At 63.7% G+C, this 22832-nt stretch carries 20 protein-coding genes; 9 read left to right on the top strand and 11 right to left on the bottom strand.

Annotated features, from left to right (window positions below):
* The first annotated feature begins 132 nt into the window (after positions 1–132).
* Positions 133–681: a DUF6160 family protein gene (locus N5C91_RS00740; RefSeq protein ID WP_236174346.1), complete on the top strand. Its 549-nt coding sequence runs from the start codon at positions 133–135 to the stop codon at positions 679–681.
* A 12-nt stretch (positions 682–693) separates the two neighbouring features.
* Here N5C91_RS00740 and N5C91_RS00735 read toward each other — a convergent pair whose 3' ends face one another.
* Positions 694–1317 carry a 2OG-Fe(II) oxygenase gene (locus N5C91_RS00735; protein WP_279826965.1) on the bottom strand — a complete coding sequence of 208 codons (624 nt, stop codon included), beginning with the start codon at positions 1315–1317 and terminating at the stop codon, positions 694–696.
* A 100-nt stretch (positions 1318–1417) separates the two neighbouring features.
* On the opposite strand from N5C91_RS00735, the gene N5C91_RS00730 reads away from it, so the two are divergent.
* Positions 1418–2158: a hypothetical protein gene (locus N5C91_RS00730; protein WP_279826962.1), complete on the top strand. Its 741-nt coding sequence runs from the start codon at positions 1418–1420 to the stop codon at positions 2156–2158.
* A gap of 153 nt (positions 2159–2311) precedes the next feature.
* On the opposite strand, the gene N5C91_RS00725 is transcribed toward N5C91_RS00730, so the two are convergent.
* Complete coding sequence (locus N5C91_RS00725) at positions 2312–3250, bottom strand: alpha/beta hydrolase (RefSeq protein WP_279826959.1); 939 nt, start codon at positions 3248–3250, stop codon at positions 2312–2314.
* A gap of 124 nt (positions 3251–3374) precedes the next feature.
* Here N5C91_RS00725 and N5C91_RS00720 point away from each other — a divergent pair, with 124 nt between their 5' ends.
* On the top strand, positions 3375–3950 hold the full coding sequence (locus N5C91_RS00720; RefSeq protein ID WP_279826956.1) for a DUF6436 domain-containing protein: 576 nt from the start codon (positions 3375–3377) through the stop codon (positions 3948–3950).
* Between the two features lie 88 nt (positions 3951–4038).
* Entirely contained in the window at positions 4039–4551 is a 513-nt protein-coding gene (locus N5C91_RS00715) for a transcriptional regulator (protein WP_236174341.1), read from the top strand.
* Between the two features lie 3 nt (positions 4552–4554).
* On the opposite strand, the gene N5C91_RS00710 is transcribed toward N5C91_RS00715, so the two are convergent.
* Positions 4555–5604 (bottom strand): AraC family transcriptional regulator, encoded by a 1050-nt coding sequence (locus N5C91_RS00710; protein WP_279826952.1) that lies wholly within the window; start codon positions 5602–5604, stop codon positions 4555–4557.
* A 107-nt stretch (positions 5605–5711) separates the two neighbouring features.
* Between N5C91_RS00710 and N5C91_RS00705 the strand changes: the two genes are divergently transcribed.
* Positions 5712–8099, top strand: coding sequence for a penicillin acylase family protein (locus N5C91_RS00705; protein ID WP_279826949.1), 2388 nt, complete (start codon positions 5712–5714; stop codon positions 8097–8099).
* 410 nt (positions 8100–8509) lie between these two features.
* On the opposite strand, the gene N5C91_RS00700 is transcribed toward N5C91_RS00705, so the two are convergent.
* The 8 genes from N5C91_RS00700 to N5C91_RS00665 all read right to left on the bottom strand — a co-directional run bounded on the left by N5C91_RS00700 (position 8510) and on the right by N5C91_RS00665 (position 17712).
* Complete coding sequence (locus tag N5C91_RS00700; RefSeq protein WP_024762146.1) at positions 8510–9382, bottom strand: ABC transporter permease subunit; 873 nt, start codon at positions 9380–9382, stop codon at positions 8510–8512.
* Positions 9379–10260 (bottom strand): ABC transporter permease subunit, encoded by an 882-nt coding sequence (locus N5C91_RS00695; RefSeq protein ID WP_089285861.1) that lies wholly within the window; start codon positions 10258–10260, stop codon positions 9379–9381. Before N5C91_RS00695 ends, N5C91_RS00700 begins: the two co-directional genes overlap by 4 nt.
* A gap of 26 nt (positions 10261–10286) precedes the next feature.
* Entirely contained in the window at positions 10287–11441 is a 1155-nt protein-coding gene (gene potA / locus N5C91_RS00690) for a polyamine ABC transporter ATP-binding protein (RefSeq protein WP_015479458.1), read from the bottom strand.
* 151 nt (positions 11442–11592) lie between these two features.
* Positions 11593–12660, bottom strand: coding sequence for a polyamine ABC transporter substrate-binding protein (locus N5C91_RS00685; RefSeq protein WP_275094712.1), 1068 nt, complete (start codon positions 12658–12660; stop codon positions 11593–11595).
* Positions 12661–12915: 255 nt separating this feature from the next.
* The gene (locus tag N5C91_RS00680) at positions 12916–14016 is read right to left on the bottom strand and encodes a polyamine ABC transporter substrate-binding protein (RefSeq protein WP_054908135.1); all 1101 of its coding nucleotides are present in this window, start codon (positions 14014–14016) and stop codon (positions 12916–12918) included.
* Between the two features lie 118 nt (positions 14017–14134).
* A complete protein-coding gene (locus N5C91_RS00675; protein ID WP_192433254.1) occupies positions 14135–15502 on the bottom strand; it encodes an aspartate aminotransferase family protein in 1368 nt (455 codons plus the stop codon).
* Positions 15503–15563: 61 nt separating this feature from the next.
* Positions 15564–16922 (bottom strand): glutamine synthetase family protein, encoded by a 1359-nt coding sequence (locus N5C91_RS00670; protein ID WP_236174338.1) that lies wholly within the window; start codon positions 16920–16922, stop codon positions 15564–15566.
* 40 nt (positions 16923–16962) lie between these two features.
* Positions 16963–17712, bottom strand: coding sequence for a gamma-glutamyl-gamma-aminobutyrate hydrolase family protein (locus N5C91_RS00665; protein WP_279826932.1), 750 nt, complete (start codon positions 17710–17712; stop codon positions 16963–16965).
* A gap of 278 nt (positions 17713–17990) precedes the next feature.
* Between N5C91_RS00665 and N5C91_RS00660 the strand changes: the two genes are divergently transcribed.
* The 4 genes from N5C91_RS00660 to aguA all read left to right on the top strand — a co-directional run bounded on the left by N5C91_RS00660 (position 17991) and on the right by aguA (position 22748).
* Positions 17991–19370, top strand: coding sequence for a glutamine synthetase family protein (locus N5C91_RS00660; RefSeq protein ID WP_236174337.1), 1380 nt, complete (start codon positions 17991–17993; stop codon positions 19368–19370).
* A 245-nt stretch (positions 19371–19615) separates the two neighbouring features.
* Positions 19616–20677: a polyamine ABC transporter substrate-binding protein gene (locus N5C91_RS00655; RefSeq protein ID WP_236199220.1), complete on the top strand. Its 1062-nt coding sequence runs from the start codon at positions 19616–19618 to the stop codon at positions 20675–20677.
* Positions 20678–20732: 55 nt separating this feature from the next.
* A complete protein-coding gene (locus tag N5C91_RS00650; protein ID WP_279826926.1) occupies positions 20733–21368 on the top strand; it encodes a TetR/AcrR family transcriptional regulator in 636 nt (211 codons plus the stop codon).
* Between the two features lie 270 nt (positions 21369–21638).
* Positions 21639–22748, top strand: coding sequence for an agmatine deiminase (gene aguA, locus N5C91_RS00645; protein ID WP_236199222.1), 1110 nt, complete (start codon positions 21639–21641; stop codon positions 22746–22748).
* Positions 22749–22832: the final 84 nt, after the last annotated feature.

The raw sequence follows: 22832 nt of genomic DNA, 5'->3' as shown, positions 1-22832 counted from the left end.
TTCAGAGCGGCGCGCCGGTCGTCGGCACAGCGCTGAAACACAACCTTCGACGGGAACAGCCGCCCGGCACTGGCTGCCAGGCGGGCCGCCACCCAGACTCGCGCATCGGCCATTCGCCAAGGAGCCTCTGCCATGCCTCGTCTCTTGCTCTGCACCGCCACCTTTGCTGCGCTGTCCTACCTGCCCCTGGCCTTCGCCGAGCTGCAGGCGCTGGACAACGAGCGCCTCGGCGCCGTCACCGGCCAGGACGGCATCAGCATCCGCGCCGACGTGCTGGCGCACATGGACAGCGTTGCCTGGAATGACGACGGCGGCAGCGTCTCGCTGCGCAACGTATTCATCGACAACGGCTGCGTGAGCGCCGGTGACTGCCCCGACGGTCGCGGCGGCAGCCTGCCCTACGGCCCCGCGCAACTGGGCCTGAGCCTGCCGATCTTCGGCATCGAGCAGCCGACCCTGCAGGTGGACGTGGTGCAGGGCGCCGGGGGCCAGCAGCAACTCGCGCTGACGCTGCCCGATCTCACCACCATCAACCAGCAACTCAACGCCAGCGGCCTGCCCTCGCAGACCATCCGTATGCGGGTGACCGGTGATCTCTACGTGGGCGGCGGAAAGCTGGGGAGCATCGAAGTGCGCGACATCCAGGACATCAGCGGCACCCTGAAGATCTGGGGCCATTGAAGCCTTGCGGGCTTAGCGCAGAGCGTCACCGCGGCGGCGGAACCAGCCGGTGAGCGACAGCCGCTCGTGGCTGGCCGGCAGCACTTCGTGGGGGAAGTCGCCGGAGAGGAATACCACCAGCCGGCCGGCCAGTGGCGGCAGGTCCAGCGTCCGTTCGTCGGGGAGATACATCCGCAGCTCGCCCCCCTGCGCCGCCGACCAGTCGCGGTTGAGGTAGAAGACCGCCGAGACGGTGCGGCGATCATCATCGCGAAAGCGATCCAGGTGCTTCTGGTAGAACGCCCCCGGCGGGTAGAGCGCGAAGTGCCCTTCGAAGTCTCCCAGGCCCAGGAAGAGCGTGCGGTTGATCTGCCGGCGCAACTCGTCCAGTGCATTCAGGTAGAGGTCGCAGGCCTCGGACTGGCCGGGCTCCAGCCACTGGATGCGGTCGCCGCGGACGCCTTCGCGCACGGCCTGCCCGTCGCCCCGGCCAATCGCGGCGGCGGCCAGCTTGCCGGCCGCATCGCGGGCACGGCACTCGCTCGCCAGCTGGGCGATCAGGGCATCGGGAAGGAAGGCGTCCTGCTGCGACCAGCCCTTGTCGGCGAGGTCGTCAACGATGCTTTGTAGAGGAAGGGAATCGGCGTCGAATTGCATGGCGCATTGTAACGTCCGGCGCCAGTGTCTCGACAAGCAGGGCAAGCCTTGCCGACAATAGCCCCCGGCGAGCGAACCCTGCCGCCCAAAAGGAGTTGCAATGCGCGTACTGCTGGCCCTCACCCTTCTTGTACTGGGCATGCCTGCCCTGGCCGACAACTACCAGCGCCTGTACCAGGCCGCCGGCTGGCCGGAACAGCGAGCGCACTTCAATGACGCCCTGCACGCCGCGCAGAAGCGCTACCAGGGCAACCTGCCGCCTGCGCTGTACCAGACGCTGGTGGACAACAGCAACCAGCGCTTCGCCCCCGCCGACATCGACCAGCGTGCCCTCAACGGCCTGCGCCAGAACCTGCCGGACAGCACGGCAGCGGTGAATTTCTTCGAATCCCCGCTGGGCCGCAAGGTCGCCGGTGCGGAGACCCTGGCCACCCGCAGCGACCAGCTGCAGAAATACGCCGGCGGCCTGCCACGCCAGCAGGCCAGCGATGTACGCAAGCAGGTCATTCATCGCCTGAGCCAGGTGCTGCCGGCCCGCGAAGCTGGCGCCGAAGTCAGCCTGGCGTTGGCCAGCGTGGCCGCCGACAGCCTCAGCCAGATGCTCCCCGGCCTGCTGGGTGGCGGCACCACCCAGGGCATGCTCGAAGGCCAACGGCAGAAGCTGATGGGCCAGATCGGCGCCGATCTCGACAACACCCTGCTCTACGTCTATCGCGACCTGAGCGATGCCGAGCTGGGCCAGTTCGCCGACTTCAGCGAATCGCCAGCCGGCCGCAACTACTACCGGGCAGCCCTGGCCGCGCTCAAGGCAGGCTTGTCGGTTTCCTCCAGCGGGCAGTGATAGGAATAGACCTACGCTGCTTGAGGACCACTCCGAGGAACGCTCCCCCTAGAATGGCACCCGCTGTACAGAGGGTGGCGCCTGAGGATCATGGCGCAAGGAGTGAAGGACACACCCTCAACTACAGCGACCCCCTTCCCCGATTTACCCCTGCTACGCCATCCGCTCGCTGAGAAAATCGAAGTAACGCCGCCGCAGCGTTTCGCTCTCGTTCGCCAGATGATGCCGAGCGCCGGTGAGCAGCAGGCATTCGATCTTCTCGAACTTCTCCTCCAGCACTTTCAGGTTGTAGCGCCAGTCCACCGTCTCGTCGGCGTCGCCCTGCACCACCAGCAGACTCTGCGCACCATGGCCAGCCGCCTCGATGCGCGGAATCCAGCGCGCCAGCGCACCGACCCACGCCGTGGGCAGGGTCTTCGGCTGCAGCGGATCCTGGTCGCGCAGGAAAGCGAGGAATTCGGCGTCGTTGGAATTCTCGCTGAAGCGTCGCGGGATGGAGTCCACGAAGGGCCGCAGCAGCTGGTAGCTGAACTTCGACCAAGCCCAGGCGCGTGGTCGCACCAACGGTGCCAGCAGGATGGTCCGCCCGAGCTCCGGACGGGGCGTGCCAGTCAGCAGGTAGTCCAGCAGGATCGCGCCGCCGGTGCTCTGTCCGCAGAGATGCCAGGGCTGCGGCAGGTCCAGCACCTGGGCCTGGTTGAGCAGCGCACCCAGCACTACCTGATATTCAGCGAAGTCGCCGATGCTGGCAGCAGCGCCGCCCGACAGGCCGTGGCCCGGCAGGTCACAGGCGAGCACCGCGAAGCCCATGCCCAGCGCCCAGTCGATCACGTGGCGGTACAGGCCCATGTGGTCGTAGTAGCCGTGCAGCAGCACGACGGTCCCGCGCGCCAGCAACGGCCGCCAGTATTGCGCGGCGATCTGGTAGCCGCCGGCCTCGAAGGTGCCCAGGCGGCTCTGCAGGCCCGGATGCCGCAGGTGCAGGTCCAGGCCGTAGAAATGCTGGTACAGCGCGATGCCGACCTCGTTCGCCTCTGCGGTCAGAGGTCGCAGCAAGGTGCGCAGCAGATCGGGCTGGAAGGCTTCAGGCATGGGCTTTTCGCTTCTGGCAGGCGGGTGACGAAGGTAGCGCGCGCAACGAGGGGATATTCTCGTCGCGCCCGCCCCCGTGGCAAGCTTGTCGGCTATCTTACCGACTCTGCCCCTGGTCGACGCCATGTCCTCACGCCGCAAACCGTTGCTCACCTGGCTGATCGCCGCGCTCTGCCTGGGCGCGCTGCTCGCCACCTACTGGTGGTACGAGAACCGCTACATCCGTCCGTTCAGCCACCAGCCGCAACTGTTTTCCGGCGACCATCTGATGCTGCCCGCGCAACTGGCAGGCCCGGGCAAGATCCGCCTGGTGCACTTCTGGGACCCGGCCTGCCCCTGCAACGTCGGCAACCAGCAGCACCTCGCCGAGCTGATCCAGCGCTTCGGCCCGCAAGGCGTGGAGTTCTTCGCCGTGCAGAAGCCCGGCAGCCGCGGCCAGCTGCCCGATACGCTGAACGCCATGCGCGCGCTGGACTCGCTGCCCGGCGCCGAGCAGTTACCGGCCAGCCCCGCCGTGGCGATCTGGGACGCCCAGGGCAAGCTGGCCTACGTCGGGCCCTACAGCGAGGGCGCGGTATGCACCTCGGGCAACAGCTTCATCGAGCCGATCCTCGACGCCCTGGTGCAGGGGCGCCAGGTGAACGCCACCCATACCCTGGCGGTGGGCTGCTATTGCCCCTGGGGCAGCGCGAAGCACTGAGCCGCATCAACGAAGACGAAGGCCAATCCGTGACTACACTTGGTTCGCCGGCCCATGAAGGGCCGATCGCTACCAAGGAGCTTTTCGCATGCGTCTTCATTCCGCACTCGCCTTCTGCGCCGCTCTCTCCACCGGACTTGTCCTGCCACTGGCCGCCCACGCCGAAGATACTCCCAGCAGCAGCCAGGTCATGCAGCAGCACAAGCAGGCCATCAACAATCGCATCGCCGACATCGACTACAAGCGCAAGCGCATCGTCGAAGCCAACATGAAGCTCACCCCGCAGGAAACCGAGAAGTTCTGGCCGATCTACAACAGCTACCGCACCGAAGCGGACAAGCTGAGCAAGCAGACCCTGGCGATCATCATCGACTACGCCAACAGCTATAACACCGGCACCGTGAGCAACGACGACGCGGCCAAGCTGCAGAAGCAGGTGCTGGAGTTGCAGGACGACCGCCAGGAGCTGAAGGAGAAGTACCTCAAGCGCATCGCCAAGGAAGTCTCGCCGCAGCGCGCATTGCGCTTCCTGCAGATCGAAGACCAGCTCGATGCCATGGCGCTGCTGGAAGTCAGCCGGGAAATCCCGCTGGCCGAGTAACCCTCAGCCTTCGGTGCCGCCCTGCAGGCGCTGGCGATAGCGCTCAGGCGGCACCGAGTACCAGCGCTTGAACGCGCGATAGAACGGCGACAGCTCGGCGAAGCCACAGGCCCGCGCCACTTCACGAATCGCCACGCCTTGCTCCAGCAATTGCGCCGCACGCTGCCGGCGCACCTCTTCCCGCACCTCCCTGAAGGTTTGCGCGCGGCTCGCCAAGTTGCGTTGCAGCAACCCGGGACGCACGCCGAGCTCACGGGCGCAACTCTGCAGCGTGCATGCCTCCTCCCCCAGCCGAATGGCGAGCAGGTAGCGCAGGCGATTGAGCAGGTCATTTTCGTCCAGCGTCCCCAGTTGCTCCCGTGCGTGCTCGGTGAGCAAACGGTGCAGTACCGGGTTGCCGGTGCGTGATGGCCGGGCCAGCAGGGCGCGGTCGAACAGCAATGCATCATTGGCTTTGGCGAAGCTCGGCGTCATGCCGAACAGCCGCCGATGCTCGCTCAACCGGCGTGGCTGGGGATGGCGAAACTCGATGGCCAGGGGCTGGAACTCGTCATCGGTGATCAGTGCCAGTTGCTTGAGGAACAGCAACATCAGGCACTCCATCTGCTGGCGCAGGTTGCTGATGCCCAGGTAGTTGAGGTCGAGGATCAGCCGCACCTGTTCGCCCTCCTCGCGCATCTGTGCGGCAAAGCCGCCGGAAAGGATGTGCTGGAAGCGCAGGAAGCTGTGCAGGGCCTCGCGCAGGTCGCCGCTGGCCATCTGCAGGTAACCCACCACATCGAGCAGGCGCGGCTTCATCGCCTCGCCCAGATGCAGGCCGATGTCGGGGTCGCCGGTGATGTCGTCGAGCGTGGTCCAGAACAGCGGGGCGTCGTCATGCACCAGTCGACCACTCTGCGCCGGCGGCGGCAGGCGCACCTTCTGCAGGGCCTGGCGGTAGACGTCGGTCGGGTCGAAGCCCAGCACCGAGAGCGCCTCGTACAGTTGCCGGCGCAGTGTGGCGGACTGGGTCAGCGCCGGAGTGGCGAGAAAGTTCAACTCTGAGGCGGCCATGATCACTCCTTGGATTGACCAGAGAATTCCAGTCAAGAGACATTTGGTCAATGAGCGACAAGCGACATCCGCTGCAGAATCGCGGCATAACAACAAGGAGTTGCCGCATGAAACGCACTTTGACTGTCCTCGATGTCGTGGTCGCCGCTGCCGCGGCGGGCGCTGGCTGGTACCTGCATGGCAAACAGCCGGTACGCGACGGACAACTGTCCCTCGCCGGCCTTGCCAGCGAAGTCACGGTTCGCTACGACGAACGTGGCGTGCCGCATATCAAGGCTGGCAGTGAGGAGGACATGTACCGGGCGATTGGCTATGTCCACGCCCAGGACCGCCTGTTCCAGATGGAAATCCTGCGACGCCTGTCCCGTGGCGAACTGGCCGAGGTGCTCGGACCCAAGCTGGTGGATACCGACCGCATGTTCCGTAGCCTGCGCATCCGCGACCACGCGGCGGAGTACGTAAAGACGCAGGACAAGAATTCTCCGGCCTGGAAGGCGCTGGTCGCCTATCTGGACGGTGTCAACCAGTTCCAGGACAGCCACCCGCGCCCGGTGGAGTTCGACATCCTCGGCATTCCCAAGCGCCCGTTCACCCCAGAGGACACCGTCAGTGTCGCCGGCTACATGGCCTACAGCTTCGCCGCCGCCTTCCGTACCGAACCGGTGCTGACCTACGTGCGCGACGAGCTGGGCGCGGACTACCTGAAAGTCTTCGATCTCGACTGGCACCCCGAAGGCGTGATGAACCCCAAGGCACTGGCCGCTGCCGACTGGCAGGACCTGAGCGCCATCGCCCGCCTGAGCCATGCCGCGCTGGAAAAGGCCGGCCTGCCTCAGTTCGAGGGCAGCAACGCCTGGGCGGTGTCCGGTAGCCGCACCAAGAGCGGCAAGCCGCTTCTGGCGGGTGACCCGCACATCCGCTTCGCCGTGCCGGCGGTGTGGTACGAGATGCAGGCCAGCGCGCCGGGCTTCGAGCTGTACGGCCACTACCAGGCGCTCAACCCGTTCGCCTCGCTGGGCCACAACCTGCAGTTCGGCTGGAGCCTGACCATGTTCCAGAACGACGACGTCGACCTGGTCGCCGAGAAGGTCAACCCGGACAACCCCAACCAGGTCTGGTACCACGGCCAGTGGGTCGACCTGAAGAGCGAGGAGCAGAGCATCGCCGTGAAAGGCGAGGCACCGGTGAAGATCACCCTGCGCAGCTCGCCCCACGGCCCGCTGGTCAACGACGCGCTGGGCACTGCCGCGGGCAAGACCCCGGTGGCCATGTGGTGGGCCTTCCTGGAGACGCAGAACCCGATCCTCGACGCCTTCTACGAGCTGAACCGTGCCGATACTCTGACCAAGGCGCGCACCGCGGCTTCGAAGATCCAGTCGCCGGGCCTCAACGTGGTCTGGGCCAACGCCCGCGGCGACATCGGCTGGTGGGCCTCGGCACAGTTGCCGGTGCGCCCGGACGGGGTCAACCCGAACTTCCTGCTCGACGGCGCCAGCGGCCAGGCCGACAAGACCGGCTTCTACCCCTTCAGCGAGAACCCGCAGGAAGAAAACCCGGCGCGCGGCTACATCGTCTCCGCCAATTTCCAGCCGGTACCGGCCAACGGCCGCCCGGTGCCGGGCTACTACAACCTGCCCGATCGCGGCCAGCAACTGAACAAGCGCCTGTCTGATGATTCGGTGAAATGGGATCTGCAGAACAGCCAGGCGCTGCAACTGGACACCGCCACCGGCTACGGCCCGCGCTTCCTCAAGCCATTGCTGCCGATCCTGCGCGAAGCGGCGGCAACCGACGAAGAGAAGGCGCTGGTGGACAACCTGGCCAACTGGCAGGGCGATCATCCGCTGGACTCGTTCACCGCCACGGTGTTCAACCAGTTGCTCTACCAGGTGGCCGACGGCGCCATGCGCGACGAAATGGGCGATGCCTTCTTCGACAACCTGCTCTCCACCCGCGTGCTCGACGTGGCCCTGCCGCGCCTGGCCGCAGACGAAAACTCGCCCTGGTGGGACAACCGCAAGACGCCACAGAAGGAAACCCGCACCGATATCGTCAAGGCCGCCTGGAAGGACAGCCTGGCGCACCTGCGCGCCAAACTCGGCCAGGACTCGAAGCAGTGGCAGTGGGGCAAGGCGCACACCCTCACCCATGGCCATCCGCTGGGCCAGCAGAAGCCGCTGGATCGCCTCTTCAACGTCGGCCCATTCGCCGCACCGGGCGGCCACGAGGTACCGAACAACCTGTCCGCCCGCGTCGGCCCGGCGCCGTGGCAGGTAGTCTACGGCCCTTCCACTCGTCGCCTGATCGACTTCGCCGACCCGGCCCATAGCCTGGGCATCAACCCGGTGGGCCAGAGCGGCGTGCCCTTCGACAAGCACTACGATGACCAGGCCGAGGCCTACATCGAAGGCCAGTACCTGCCACAGCACTACGATGACAACGAGGTGAAGGCCAACACCAAGGGCATCCTGCGACTGATCCCCGTCCGTCGCTGAGTCGCCTGCCGGAAATGAAAAACCCCGCTCCTGCGGGGTTTTTCATGGGTGCATGGTCAGAGAGTGTTGCGGGAGATGCCGAAGCTCCCTGGCGCGTTATTTCCCCAAGGGATAACGATCGGGGTGTTGTATTGGGCGCCGTCTCCCGCACGGAGTGCCATAAGGCGTCACTGGAAGTTTGCCGGCGGCGCGGCCCGGTCCTGGTTCGGGGGGGTGACCGGACAACGCATCCGAACACTTCAAGCGTAGTTCGCAATCAGCCGGGAGCGAGCCTTTGCGACCCACGGATTTTTCCGATAAATCCCGATTTTCCAAGCACTTCGGAATAACGTGTATGCAAAAAACACGGGCCACCCGAAGGTGGCCCGTGGTTCGACAATCGCCGGATTCAACCGGCCGACAAGACGGCGTCAGGCGGTGGCTGTCGAACCCTTCTGCCAATCGGTCGCATTGGACTCCATGGCTTCCTGGATCGCGCGCTTGCGACGCTCTTCGGCCTGGCGGGTGAAGTACCAGGCGAAGAAGGTGAACAGCGAAACGGTCAGCAGGATCAGGCTGGCTACGGCGTTGATCTCCGGCTTCACGCCCAGGCGTACGGCGGAGAACACTTCCATCGGCAGGGTGGTGGAGCCAGGGCCGGACACGAAGCTGGCCAGCACCAGGTCATCCAGCGACAGGGCGAAGGACATCATGCCGCCCGCCGCCAGCGACGGCGCGATCATCGGGATGGTGATCAGCATGAACACTTTCCAGGGCTTGGCGCCCAGGTCCATGGCCGCTTCCTCGATGGACAGGTCCAGTTCACGCAGGCGCGCCGACACCACCACCGCTACGTAGGACGAGCAGAAGCTGGTGTGGGCGATCCAGATGGTCACGATGCCGCGTTCCTGCGGCCAGCCGATCAGCTGGGCCATGGCGACGAACAGCAGCAGCAGCGACAGACCGGTGATCACCTCGGGCATGACCAGCGGCGCGGTAACCATGCCGCCGAACAGCGTACGGCCACGGAAGCGCGGGATGCGGGTCAGCACGAAGGCCGCCAGGGTGCCCAGGGCCACCGAGGAGATCGCGGTGTAGCAGGCGATCTCCAGGGAGCGGAACACCGAACCGACGAGCTGCTGGTTGTCCAGCAGGCCGACGTACCACTTCACCGACCAGCCGCCCCAGACGGTCACCAGCTTGGAGCCGTTGAACGAGTAGATGACCAGGATGATCATCGGCACGTAGATGAAGAGCAGGCCCAACACCAGCATGATGTTGGAGAACGACCAACGCTTGTTCATACCTTGCCCTCCAGCTCTTTAGCCTGGTTCTTGTTAAAGAGGATGATGGGGATGATCAGGATTGCCAGCATCACCACGGCAAGGGCGGAAGCCACCGGCCAGTCACGGTTATTGAAGAACTCCTGCCACAGCACCTTGCCGATCATCAGGGTCTCCGGGCCGCCGAGCAGTTCCGGGATCACGAACTCGCCCACCGCCGGGATGAACACCAGCATGCAGCCGGCGATGATGCCGTTCTTGGACAGCGGTACGGTGATCTTCCAGAAGCTGGTGAAGCTGCGCGCACCGAGGTCGGACGCGGCTTCCAGCAGGCTCATGTCGTGCTTCACCAGGTTGGCGTAGAGCGGCATGACCATGAAGGGCAGATACGAGTAGACGATACCGATGTACACCGCGAAGTTGGTGTTGAGGATCGTCAGCGGCTCGTTGATGATGCCCAGCCACATCAGGAAGCTGTTGAGCAGGCCGTTGTTGGACAGGATACCCATCCAGGCGTACACGCGGATCAGGATCGCCGTCCAGGTCGGCATCATGATCAGCAGCAGCAGGACGGTCTGCATTTCCTTGCTGGCGCGAGCGATGGCGTAGGCCATCGGGTATCCGATCACAAGGCAGAGGAAGGTGCTGATCGCCGCCATCTTCAGCGAGCCCAGGTAGGCGTCGATGTAGAGCGGGTCGTCCGTCAGCATCAGGTAGTTGCCCAGGTTCATCACGACCTGGAGCGTCTGGTCGGCGTACTGGAACACTTCGGTGTACGGCGGAATGGCCACGTCCGCTGCCGCCAGACTGATCTTCAGCACGATGGCGAAGGGCAGCAGGAAGAACAGGAACAGCCAGAAGAACGGCACACCGATCACGGCATGCCGGCCGTTCGGCAGGCGTTTCATGAGCGATTTGCTGATGTTCATGATTGCAGTACCACACCGCTGTCGTCGTACCAGCTGATGTAAACCGGCTGGTCCCAGGTCGGGCGCGCGACGTGGCGCTCGGCGTTGGCCATGAAGGCCTGGACGATGAAGCCCGAGGCCAGCTTGATGTAGTACACCGAATGACCGCCCAGGTAGGCGATGTCATGCACGGTGCCCTGGGCGACGTTGAAGCCTTCGTGTTCCAGGTTTTCCGGCTTCTGCGCACTGACCATGACCTTTTCCGGACGCAGTGCGTAGGTCATGCGCTTGTTCTCGGCACGGGTGCTGATGCCGTGGCCGATGTAGATCGGGTTTTCCAGCTGCGGACAGGCGATGACTGCGTGGTCCTGCAGGTCCTCGACGATCTCGCCGTCGAACAGATTGACGTTGCCGATGAACTCGCAGATCAGGCGGCTGGCCGGCGTCTCGTAGATGTCCATCGGGCTGCCGATCTGCTCGATGCAGCCCAGGTGCATGATGGCGATGCGCTGGGCCATGGTCATGGCCTCTTCCTGGTCGTGGGTCACCATCACGCAGGTCACGCCCACGCGCTCGATGATCTCCACCAGTTCCAGCTGCATCTGCGAACGCAGTTTCTTGTCCAGCGCGCCCATGGGCTCGTCGAGCAGCAGCAGCTTCGGACGCTTGGCCAGGGAGCGGGCCAGGGCCACGCGCTGACGCTGGCCACCGGAGAGCTGGTGCGGCTTGCGCTTGGCGTACTGGGTCATCTGCACGAGCTTGAGCATCTCGTCGACGATCTTGTCGATCTCTGCCTTGGGCAGGCCGTCCTGCTTCAGGCCGAAAGCAATGTTCTGCGCCACGCTCATGTGGGGGAACAGGGCGTAGGACTGGAACATCATGTTGATCGGCCGCTCATAGGGCGGCAGGTCGGTAATGTCCTGGCCATCGAGGAAGATGCGACCTTCAGTGGGACGCTCGAAACCAGCCAGCATGCGAAGCAGGGTCGACTTGCCCGAACCCGAACCACCGAGCAGGGCGAAGATCTCGCCTTTCTTGATGTCCAGGGACACGCTGTCCACAGCCAGCGTTTCGTCGAACTGCTTGCTGACCCGGTCGATTTTTACCAGAACCTCTTTCGGTTTCTGGTCGCCACTCAAGGCTTTCTTGTAGGCACCGGAGGCTATTGCCATTACCACAACTCCCAAATCATAGAGGCCCGGCCCCCGCGGCCGGGCATGCTTGGTATTACTCAGGGCTGGCGCAGTTTACGTGCGTCGGAAAACCTTTCGAGAGGCTCTCCGACGCTCCGTGCCCGCGCGGACGGATTTGGGGAAATCCGTCTTACTTGCCCGACTTGATCTTGGTCCAGGAACGGGTCATGAGGCGCAGGATCTTCGGCGGCAGCTCATGCTGCACGAAGAGTTTGTCGAGAACCTCCTGGGATGGGTACACCTCAGGATTGTTGCGCACGGACTCATCCATGAATTCGCCAGCCTTGGGGTTCGGGTTGGCGTAACCGACGTAGTCGCTGACCTTGGCGATCACTTCGGGTTTGAGCAGGTAGTTGATGAATGCGTGGGCCGCCTTCGGATTGGAGGCATCCTTCGGCACGGCGAGGATGTCGAACCAGAGGTTGGCGCCTTCCTTGGGAATGGCGTAGGCGATGTTCACGCCCTTACCGGCTTCCTTGGCGCGGTTGGCGGCCTGGAACACGTCACCGGAGAAACCGGCCGCGACGCAGATGTTGCCGTTGGCCAGGTCGGAAATGTACTTGGAGGAGTGGAAGTAGGTGACGTACGGACGCACCTTCATCAGCTTGTCCTCCACCTTCTTGTAGTCGTCCGGGTTGGTGCTGTTGGGGTCCAGCCCCATGTACTTGAGCACGGCCGGCATCATCTCGTCGCCCGAATCGAGGAAGGCGACGCCGCACTGGCTGAGCTTCTTCATGTTCTCGGGCTCGAAGAGCACGGCCCACGAATCGATCTTGTCGACACCCAGCACGGCCTTGACCTTGTCGACGTTGTAGCCGATGCCGTTGGTGCCCCACAGGTACGGCACGCCGTACTCGTTGCCCGGGTCATTGGCCTCGAGCTGTTTCATCAGATGCGGGTCGAGGTTCGACCAGTTCGGCAGCTGGCTCTTGTCGAGCTTCTGGAACGCACCGGCCTTGATCTGGCGACCGAGGAAGTGGTTGGAGGGCACGACCACGTCATAACCGGTGCGACCGGCCAGGAGCTTGCCTTCCAGGGTTTCGTTGGAGTCGAAGACGTCGTACACCGGCTTGATACCGGTTTCCTTCTCGAAGTCGGCGAGGGTGGTTTCACCGATGTAGTCCGACCAGTTGTAGATGTGGACGGTCTGCTCCGCCTGGGCAAGCGAAGTCAGGCCGAGGAGGGAGACTGCAGCGATCAGGGTTCTGCGGAAGGGAATGCGCACACGTGAGTCCTCTCGTTGTTTTTTACTACTTCAGTCGGTTGCTGCCGGGGTTTCGACGGCCGGTCCGTGGGTAGCGCCGAACCCTTCATCAGCACGAGAGCGCCAGGGCTTGCGCAGCCATTCCACCGATGGAAGCTGTTTGTTGCTGCCGGTTGCGGCGAGGGAGAGCACTCCCCCGCCGCAGTCCCGGACCATCCGCTGCCGCACCAGGCGGCAGCGACTACCCGATTACTTGCCGGACTTGATGGTGGTCCAGCTGCGGGTCATCAGACGCTGGGTCTTCGCCGGCAGGTCCGGGAAGGCGTACAGCTTCTTCATGGTTTCCGGAGTCGGATACACGCCCGGGTCGTTGCGGATAGCGTCGTTCACCATCGGGGTAGCCGCGGCGTTGCCGTTCGGGAACTGCACGACGTTGGTGATCTCGGACATGACGGCCGGCTCAAGCAGGAAGTTGATCCACTTCAGCGCAGCTTCCTGGTTCTCGGCATCCTTCGGAATGGCGACGGTGTCGAAGAACGCGCCGGCACCTTCCTTCGGAATGTTGTACTTCACAGTGACCTTGTTCTTGGCTTCTTCAGCGCGGGACTTGGCCTGGTACACGTCACCCGAGTAACCGATGGCCACGCAGATGTTGCCGTTGGCGATATCGGAAATGTACTTGGAGGAGTGGAAGTAGGAGATGTACGGACGAATCTTCAGGAACAGCGCTTCGGCTTCCTTCAGCTCTTTCGGGTCCTGGCTATCCGGCTTGTAACCCAGGTAGTGCAGGGCCGCCGGGAGCATTTCGGTCGGCGAGTCGAGGAAGCTCACGCCGCAGGCCTTCAGCTTCTGGATGTTTTCCGGCTTGAACACCAGATCCCAGGAGTCCACCGGGGCGTTGTCGCCCAGCGCGGCCTTGACCTTGTCCGGGTTGTAACCGATGCCGATGGTGCCCCACATGTAGGGGATCGCGTACTGGTTGCCCGGGTCGCTGATCTCCAGGGTCTTCATGATGTCCGGGTTCAGGTTCTTCCAGTTCGGCAGCTTGGACTTGTCCAGCGGCTGATACACGCCAGCCTTGATCTGCTTGGCGAGGAAGGAGTTGGACGGCACCACGATGTCGTAACCCGACTTGCCGGCCAGCAGCTTGGCTTCCAGCACTTCGTTGCTGTCGTAGACGTCGTAGACGACCTTGATTCCGGTTTCCTTGGTGAACTTGTCGACCGTGTCCGGCGCGATGTAGTCCGACCAGTTGTAGACGTGCAGCACCTTGTCATCTGCCTGCGCCATACCAGCCACAGCGCCCGCCAGCGTTACAGCGAGCAGGGATTTGCCGAAGGTCTTGAACATGCGGGTAGCTCCAGTTGTTTTTCTTGATGTTCCGGGTGGCGTGGACATCTCCTTCCGTCACCACCCGGTGAGCCTGGCCAACGCACAGGCGCAGTCTGTCAAAGGTCCGGTGAAAGACTCAAGACAGAACGGCTGCGGCGGTTTGATCGAGGCACTTACGCGCCAGGGTGATCAGGTCATCGATCTGCGATTTCTCGATCACCAGCGGCGGCGAGATAATCATAGTGTCTCCCACCGCGCGCATGATCAGACCGTTGCGGAAGCAGTGCTCGCGGCACAGCATCCCGACACCCTTGCCTTCGAAGCGCTCGCGGGTCTTCTTGTTCTTCACCAGCTCCAGTGCTGCCACCAGGCCTACCCCACGGGCTTCGCCTACCAGGGGATGGTCGGCCAGCTCTTGCCAGCGCTGTTGCAAATACGGTGCCGTTTCGTTCTTCACACGCTCTACGATCTTCTCTTCCCGCAGGATGCGGATGTTCTCCAGCGCCACCGCAGCGGCAACCGGGTGACCAGAGTAAGTGAAGCCGTGGTAGAACTCCCCACCCTCATTCAGGGTATGGACGATCTCGTCGCGAACGATCACGCCGCCCATGGGGATGTAGCCGCTGGTCAGGCCCTTGGCGATCGGCATCAGATCCGGGGCGTTGCCGAAGTACTGGCTGCCGAACCATTCACCGGTACGGCCGAAGCCGCAGATGACTTCGTCGGCGATGAACAGGATGTCGTACTTGGCGAGGATCTCGCGGATCTTCGGCCAGTAGGTTTTCGGCGGAATGATCACGCCGCCCGCGCCCTGCAGGGGCTCGGCGATGAAGGCAGCGACCTTGTCTTCGCCGACTTCGAGAATCTTCTTCTCCAGTTGCTCGGCCGCCCAGACGCCGAACTCTTCCGGGTCCATGTCGCCGCCTTCGCCGAACCAGTAGGGCTGGGCGATGTGCTCGATGCCGGGGATCGGCAGGTCGCCCTGCTCGTGCAGCGCCTTCATGCCGCCCAGGCTGACGCCGGCGACGGTGGAGCCGTGGTAGCCGTTCCAGCGACCGATGACCACTTTCTTCTGCGGCTGGCCCTTGATGCTCCAGTAGTGGCGAACCATGCGCAGCACGGTGTCGTTGGACTCGGAGCCGGAGCCGGTGAAGAACACGTGGTTCATGCCTTCGGGGGCAATGTCGGCGATGGCCTTGGACAGCTCCAGCACCGGCGGGTGGGCGGTCTGGAAGAACAGGTTGTAGTAGGGCAGTTCCTGCATCTGCTTGTAGGCGACTTCAGCAAGTTCCTTGCGACCGTAGCCGACGTTCACGCACCACAGGCCAGCCATGCCATCGAGGATCTTGTTGCCCTCGCTGTCCCACAGGTACACGCCTTCGGCCTTGGTGATGATGCGCGCACCCTTCTCGTTCAACTGCTTGTAGTCGGTGAACGGAGCCAGGTGGTGATCGCGGCTGAGCGCCTGCCAGTGTTGGGTGTTGGCGCTGGTCTGGTTAGTCATCTTGATAAAACCTCTTCTCTAAGAAACACGGGGCCCGGCCACGCGCCGGACCCCACGCCGATCAGACAGAAAGCAGGAGGAACTCGCGCTCCCAGGAACTGATTACTCGCTTGAAGTTCTCGTGCTCGGCGCGCTTCACCGCGACGTAGCCTCGAATGAACTTGTCACCCAGGTATTTCTCCAGGGTCTTGCTGCTTTCCATGCACTCCAGTGCCGCCTCGATGGTCAGCGGCAGGCGCAGGTTACGCCGTTCATAGCCACGGCCTTTGACCTGGGCACTGGGTTTGAGGCCTTCGACCATGCCGATGTAGCCGCACAGCAGGCTGGCGGCCAGGGCCAGGTAGGGGTTGGCGTCGGCGCCGGCCAGGCGGTTTTCCACGCGGCGGTTGTCCGGGGTGGAATCCGGTACGCGCAGGCCCACGGTGCGGTTCTCTTCGCCCCATTCCACGTTCACCGGCGCCGAGGTGTCGGGCAGGAAGCGGCGGAACGAGTTGACGTTCGGCGCGAACAGCGGCAGCGCCTCGGGAATCAGCTTCTGCAGGCCGCCGATGTGGTGCAGGAACAGCTCGCTCATGCTGCCGTCGGCGTTGGAGAAGATGTTCTTGCCGGTCTTGATGTCGACGATGCTCTGGTGCAGGTGCATGGCACTGCCCGGCTCGCCGGTCATCGGCTTGGCCATGAAGGTCGCGGCCACGTTGTGCTTGAGGGCGGCCTCGCGCATGGTGCGCTTGAACACCACGATCTGGTCGGCCAGGTCCAGGGCATCGCCGTGACGGAAGTTGATCTCCATCTGCGCGGTGCCTTCTTCATGGATCAGGGTGTCCAGATCCAGGCCCTGCAGTTCGCACCAGTCGTACATGTCTTCGAACAGCGGGTCGAATTCGTTCGCCGCGTCGATGGAGAAGGACTGGCGACCGGTCTCCTGGCGGCCGGAACGGCCGATCGGAGCCTGCAGCGGGTAGTCGGGGTCGTCGCTGCGCTTGGTCAGGTAGAACTCCATCTCCGGCGCCACGATCGGCTTCCAGCCCTTGTCGGCGTAGAGCTGGAGGACGCGCTTGAGGACGTTGCGCGGCGACAGCTCGATGGGGTTGCCCAGCTTGTCGTAGGTATCGTGGATGACCATCGCGGTCGGCTCGATGGCCCAGGGGACGAGGAACACGGCATTCTCGTCCGGGCGGCAGACCATATCGATGTCGGCCGGGTCCAGCAGGTCGTAATAGATGTCATCCTCGACGTAGTCGCCGGTCACGGTCTGCAGGAGAACGCTCTCCGGCAGGCGCATGCCTTTCTCGTTGAGGAACTTCGCAGTCGGCGCGATCTTGCCCCGGGCAATCCCGGTCAGGTCGGCGATCATGCATTCCACTTCAGTGATCTTGCGTTCCTTCAACCAGCCACTGAGCTGGTCTAACTTGCTAGTCATAAAGACCTCAGGGTTTGAGAGCCCGGCCCCAACGCCGGACTCAGCGGTTCCCCGCCCTCTTGCTGCAGGCTTTGCCGAATGCCTGGAAGATAGCGAGATAGTTGGGGTTCGTTTCGACCTGCCATTCCGGGTGCCACTGCACCCCGACGGCGAAGGCCGCACCTTCGACGGAGAAGGCTTCAACCAACCCGTCAGGCGCCAGAGCTTCTACACGAAGGCCGGGCGCCAGACGATCAACGCCCTGGCCGTGAATGGAGTTGACCTGGAACTGCGAGGGTAGCCCGATACCGGCGAAAACGCCGCCCGGCTGCACATCGACGATGTGCCGCAGACCATACTGGATTTCGATCGGCTCACCGGCGGGTTCGCGGTGGTCCATGAAGCCTTCGACCTCGTGCACCTTCTGGTGCAGCGAGCCGCCGAAGGCGACGTTCATTTCCTGGAAGCCGCGGCAGATGCCCAGCACCGGAATCCCGGCCGCGACGGCGCGGCGGATCAGCGGCAGCGTCGTGCTGTCGCGCTCGGGATCATGAGGGGTGCCTGCTACGCTTGCGGAGCCACTATAATGATGGGGTTCGACGTTCGACGCCGAGCCTGTGAAGAGCAGGCCGTCGAACGCGGCCAACATGTCTTCCTGGTCGATGGCATCGCCCAGGGAGGGAATGATCAAAGGAATGCCCGAGGCCCCGGAGATCAGCGCTCTGAGGTATTTGTCGCCAGCAACATGGTAGGGTTTGGAACCGATCTGCTTGATGCAGGCGGACACGCCGATTAACGGCAGGCGAGACATGGGACACCCGTGTTTGTAAGTGTTATGGGCTTGAGGCCGAGCTTAGCCTTGTTCATTTTTTTACACAATAGCCATGTAAAAAATCAAACACGCCCCACTGAACAGCCCGCCAGCAAAGGCTCTCCGCGAATCAAAAGCGGCTCGAAACGCCCCAAAAACGGCCCATCACGACAGGTGCGCCCCACTTTGGTGCGACATTGACAACCCTTGCCAATTCGGATTGACTCACACCTCAGCTTTCGAATGATTGAAATTTTTAACAATAAAGGTGTTACATCATGTCGGTACCCCAGAGTGCCGTTTCGCTCGAAGAAGCGAGTGAGTTCCTGAAGGAACACCCCGAGGTCCAGTTCGTCGACCTCCTTATTGCAGACATGAATGGTGTGGTCCGCGGCAAGCGCATCGAACGCACCAACCTGCCCAAAGTCTATGAGAAGGGCATCAACCTCCCCGCCTCTCTCTTCGCTCTCGACATCACCGGCTCCACCGTAGAAAGCACCGGCCTCGGCCTGGACATTGGCGACGCGGATCGCGTCTGTTTCCCAATCCCCAACACCCTCTCCATGGAACCCTGGCAGAAGCGCCCGACCGCGCAACTGCTGATGACCATGCACGAGATGGAAGAGCGCACGCCGTTCTTCGCCGACCCGCGGGAAGTGCTGCGCCAGGTTGTGCAGAAGTTCACCGACATCGGCCTGACCATCGTCGCGGCCTTCGAGCTGGAGTTCTACCTGATCGACCAGGAGAACGTGAACGGCCGTCCGCAGCCGCCGCGTTCGCCGATCTCCGGCAAGCGCCCGCAATCGGTCCAGGTCTACTCCATCGACGACCTCGACGAGTACGCCGACTGCCTGCAGGACATCATCGACGGCGCCCGCGCCCAGGGCATTCCGGCTGACGCCATCGTCAAGGAAAGCGCCCCGGCGCAGTTCGAAGTCAACATGCACCACGTTGACGACGCCCTGAAGGCCTGCGACTACGCAGTCCTGCTCAAGCGCCTGATCAAGAACGTCGCCTACGACCACGAAATGGACTCGACCTTCATGGCCAAGCCCTACCCGGGTCAGGCAGGCAACGGTCTGCACGTCCATGTCTCGCTGCTCGACAAGGACGGCAAGAACATCTTCACCAGCGAGGATCCCGAGCAGAACGCCGCGTTGCGCCACGCGATCGGCGGTGTGCTCGAGACCCTGCCGGCGTCGATGGCGTTCCTCTGCCCGAACGTCAACTCGTACCGCCGTTTCGGTTCGGCCTTCTTCGTGCCGAACGCACCGAGCTGGGGCCTGGACAACCGTACCGTCGCCCTGCGCGTTCCTACTGGAACGGCAGAAGCGGTACGCCTGGAACACCGCGTCGCCGGTGCCGATGCCAACCCGTACCTGCTGCTCTCGGCGGTTCTGGCCGGCGTCCACCACGGTCTGACCAACAAGGTCGAGCCGGGCGCGCCGATCGAAGGCAATGCCTACGAGCAGCTCGAGCAAAGCTTGCCGAACAACTTGCGCGATGCCCTGCGCGAGCTGGACGACAGCGATGTGATGAACAAGTACATCAGCCCCGAGTACATCGACATCTTCGTCGCGTGCAAGGAGCATGAGATGCAGGAGTTCGAGTATTCGATCTCCGATCTCGAGTACAACTGGTACTTGCACACCGTATAAGTGGTAAACGAAACGCCGGCCCTCGTGCCGGCGTTTCCTTGTGCCTCTGGCACACCCGGGGAACTGCGACATCGCAACGGCGAGGAGGGGCGCCAGGGCGAGTCACATCCGTCGTTCCTTCCTGCTCGCGATGTCTCCATCCGCCCGCTGCGGCGCCCATCGCGTCTGACGTGTCTTTGTTGTTGCGCTTTCGAGCGGCTGACGCCGCATCCGCTGATTACGTGGTTCATTCAGGGAGATCGCCAATGCCACGCCTGTACGCCTTGATTCTGATGCTGTTGTGCCCACTGTCCGCCTGGGCCGACCAGGTCATCCGCGTCTACAACTGGAACGACTACATCGCTCCCGAGGTGCTCAAGGACTTCGAGAAAGACACGGGGATCCGCGTCGAGTACACGACCTACAGCACCGCCGAAGAGGTCAAGAAGGCCCTGGAAAGCGGCGAGAAATTCGACGTCGCGGTGCCCTCGCACAACGACCTGCCGGCGCTGATCCGCGACAAGCGCATCCAGGCGCTGGACTTCAGCAAGTTGCCCAACCGCAGCCACCTCGACACCCAGCTGTTGAGCAAGCTGGCCGCCGTCGACCCCAACAACCAGCACGCCGTCCCCTATCTGTGGGGCGCCGTGGGCCTGGCGATCAACGAGCCCGAGGCGGAGAAGGCCTACGGCGGCAAGCTGCCCGACAGCTGGAGCATCCTCTTCGACCCGCAGCAGAGCCAGCGCCTGAAGGCCTGCGGCATGAGCCTGCTGGACGCCCCGGACGAAGCCTTCTCGGTGCTGATGAACTACCAGGGCCGCAACTTCGCCCGCAGCGCGCCGTCGCAGATCCGCCGCGCCGGCGAAGTGCTCGCCGAGCTGCGCCCGAACCTGCGCTACATCGACAGCGAGCGCTACATCCAGGACCTCAACGCCGGCAAGCTGTGCGTCGCCATGGCCTGGGTCGGTGACGCACTGGGTGCGGCCAACGCCGGCCAGCCGGTGCGCTTCGTGGTGCCGCAGGAAGGCTCGGTGCTGTTCATCGACAACCTGGTGATCCCCACGGCTGCCGAGCACCCGGACCTGGCCCTCAAGTTCATCGACTACATGATGCAACCCAAGGTCGCCGCACAGGTCACCGCCGCTACCCTCTACCCCAACGGCAACAAGGATTCTGCACAGTTCCTCGATGCCGCCCTGCGCGACCAGCCAGGCCTCTACCCGGACCAGGAGACCAAGCGCCGCCTGTTTGCCCTGGAAACCGCGCCGGAGAAGACCGCCCCGGTGATCACCGAAGTCTGGGACAAGCTGCGCGCTGGCGGCAGCTGACTTGCCGAGGACCCCGGAGCTGGCGTCCAATAGCCGCCCAGCTCCGGAGGTCAGCATGCCCACTCCCACCCGCAAGCCCCGCGCCAGCAGCCAGGCACGCATCGGCGTGATCCTCGCAGCCGCCCGCGCCCTGCTGGCCGAGAGTGGCGCAGCGGGCCTGTCGATCTACGCGGTGGCCGAACGTGCGTATATCCCGCCCTCCTCCGTCTATCACTTTTTCCCCAGCGTGCCGGCCCTCCTGCAGGGCTTGACCAGCGACGTCCATGCCGCCTTCCGCGCCTGCCTCGAGCAGCCCGTCGACCACGCAGCCCTGCGTGACTGGCGTGATCTCGCGCGCCTGGTAGAGCAGCGCACCCTGGCCGTGTACGCCGAAGACGCCGCTGCGCGTCAGCTGATCCTCGCCAGCCACGGCCTCGCCGAAGTCACCCAGGCCGACAGCCAGCACGACGTGCAACTCGGCCAGGCCATGCGCGAACTCTTCGAGCGCCATTTCGAGCTGCCACCACTGCCGCAGGACATCGAGGTGTTCAGCCTGGCCATCGAACTGGGCGACCGTGTCTACGCGCTCTCTGTGCAACGCCACGGGCAGATCACCGAGCGCCTGGCCGAAGAAGGCATGCGGGTGATCGACGCCTACCTGTCGCTGTACCTGCCACCCTGCCTGCCAAAACGGCTGTCGCCCCTGAAATAATCGATTTTTATCCGATAACTACCCGGACAGACGGGCGAAATATTTCATAACCACCCTTCATAAACCGATTTTTATCGGATATAAATTCTCCCACACGGAAATGCGTCGCCGCGGCTCCCTGGCAGGCGACCTATACTGGCCGCTCGCAGCACTCGACGGCGACGCCCTCTCGAATGACACAACCCGATCCGTAGGATGGGTGGAGCGCAGCGATACCCATCGCTGGCTATCGGCTCACCCTTCCACGAAGCAAACACCAAGGACCGCCCCATGACCACGCTGACCAGCACTCCCCGCGCCGATGGCTTCCGCATGCCGGCGGAATGGGAACCCCACACGCAAACCTGGATGGTCTGGCCGGAACGCCCGGACAACTGGCGCCTGGGCGGCAAGCCGGCGCAGGCAGCCTTCAGCGCCGTGGCCCGCGCCATCGCCCGCTTCGAACCGGTGACCGTCGGTGTATCCGCTGGCCAGTACGAAAACGCCCGTGCCCAGCTGGCCGACGCGGCCAACATCCGCGTGGTGGAAATCAGTAACGACGACGCCTGGGTGCGCGACACCGGCCCAACCTTCGTCACCAACGACAGCGGTGAAGTGCGCGGCGTGGACTGGACCTTCAACGCCTGGGGTGGCCTGGAAGGCGGCCTGTACTTCCCCTGGCACCGCGACGATCAGGTGGCGAGCAAGATCCTCGGCATCGAGCGTTGCGACGGCTACCGCACCGAAGGCTTCGTGCTGGAAGGCGGCTCGATCCACGTGGACGGCGAAGGCACGCTGATCACCACCGAAGAATGCCTGCTCAACCACAACCGCAACCCACACATGAGCCGCGAAGAGATCGAAGCGGTGCTGCGCGAGCACCTGGCCATCGACACCGTGATCTGGCTGCCGGACGGTCTGTTCAACGACGAGACCGACGGCCACGTCGACAACTTCTGCTGCTACGTACGCCCGGGTGAAGTGCTGCTGGCCTGGACCGACGATGAGAACGACCCGAACTACGAGCGCTGCCAGGCCGCCATGCGCGTGCTGGAAACCGCCCGCGACGCCAAGGGCCGCCAGCTCACCGTGCACAAGATCGTCATCCCCGGCCCGATCCACGCGAGCGAAGCCGAGTGCGAAGGCATCGACCTGGTGATCGGCACCCAGCCGCGCGATCCGTCGATCCGCCTGGCCGGCTCCTACGTCAACTTCCTCATCGTCAACGGCGGCATCATCGCCCCGCGCTTCGACGACCCGGCGGACGCCGAGGCCGAAGCTACCCTCAAGCGCATCTTCCCCGAGCATGAGATCGTCATGGTGCCGGGCCGCGAAATCCTCCTGGGTGGCGGCAACATCCACTGCATCACCCAGCAGCAGCCAGCGCCGCAGAAACGCTGATTCGCTGATTCGCTGATTCGCTGAGCAATGAAAAGGCCGTCGCCCCTAACGGAGCGACGGCCTTTTCATTGGCGGAGGAATGCC

Origin of the sequence: Pseudomonas sp. GD03903, from assembly GCF_029840045.1 — a bacterium.
GTDB lineage: Bacteria > Pseudomonadota > Gammaproteobacteria > Pseudomonadales > Pseudomonadaceae > Pseudomonas > Pseudomonas pseudonitroreducens.
Note: the sequence above shows the minus strand (reverse complement) of the source record. Positions and strands in the feature narration are given on the sequence as shown.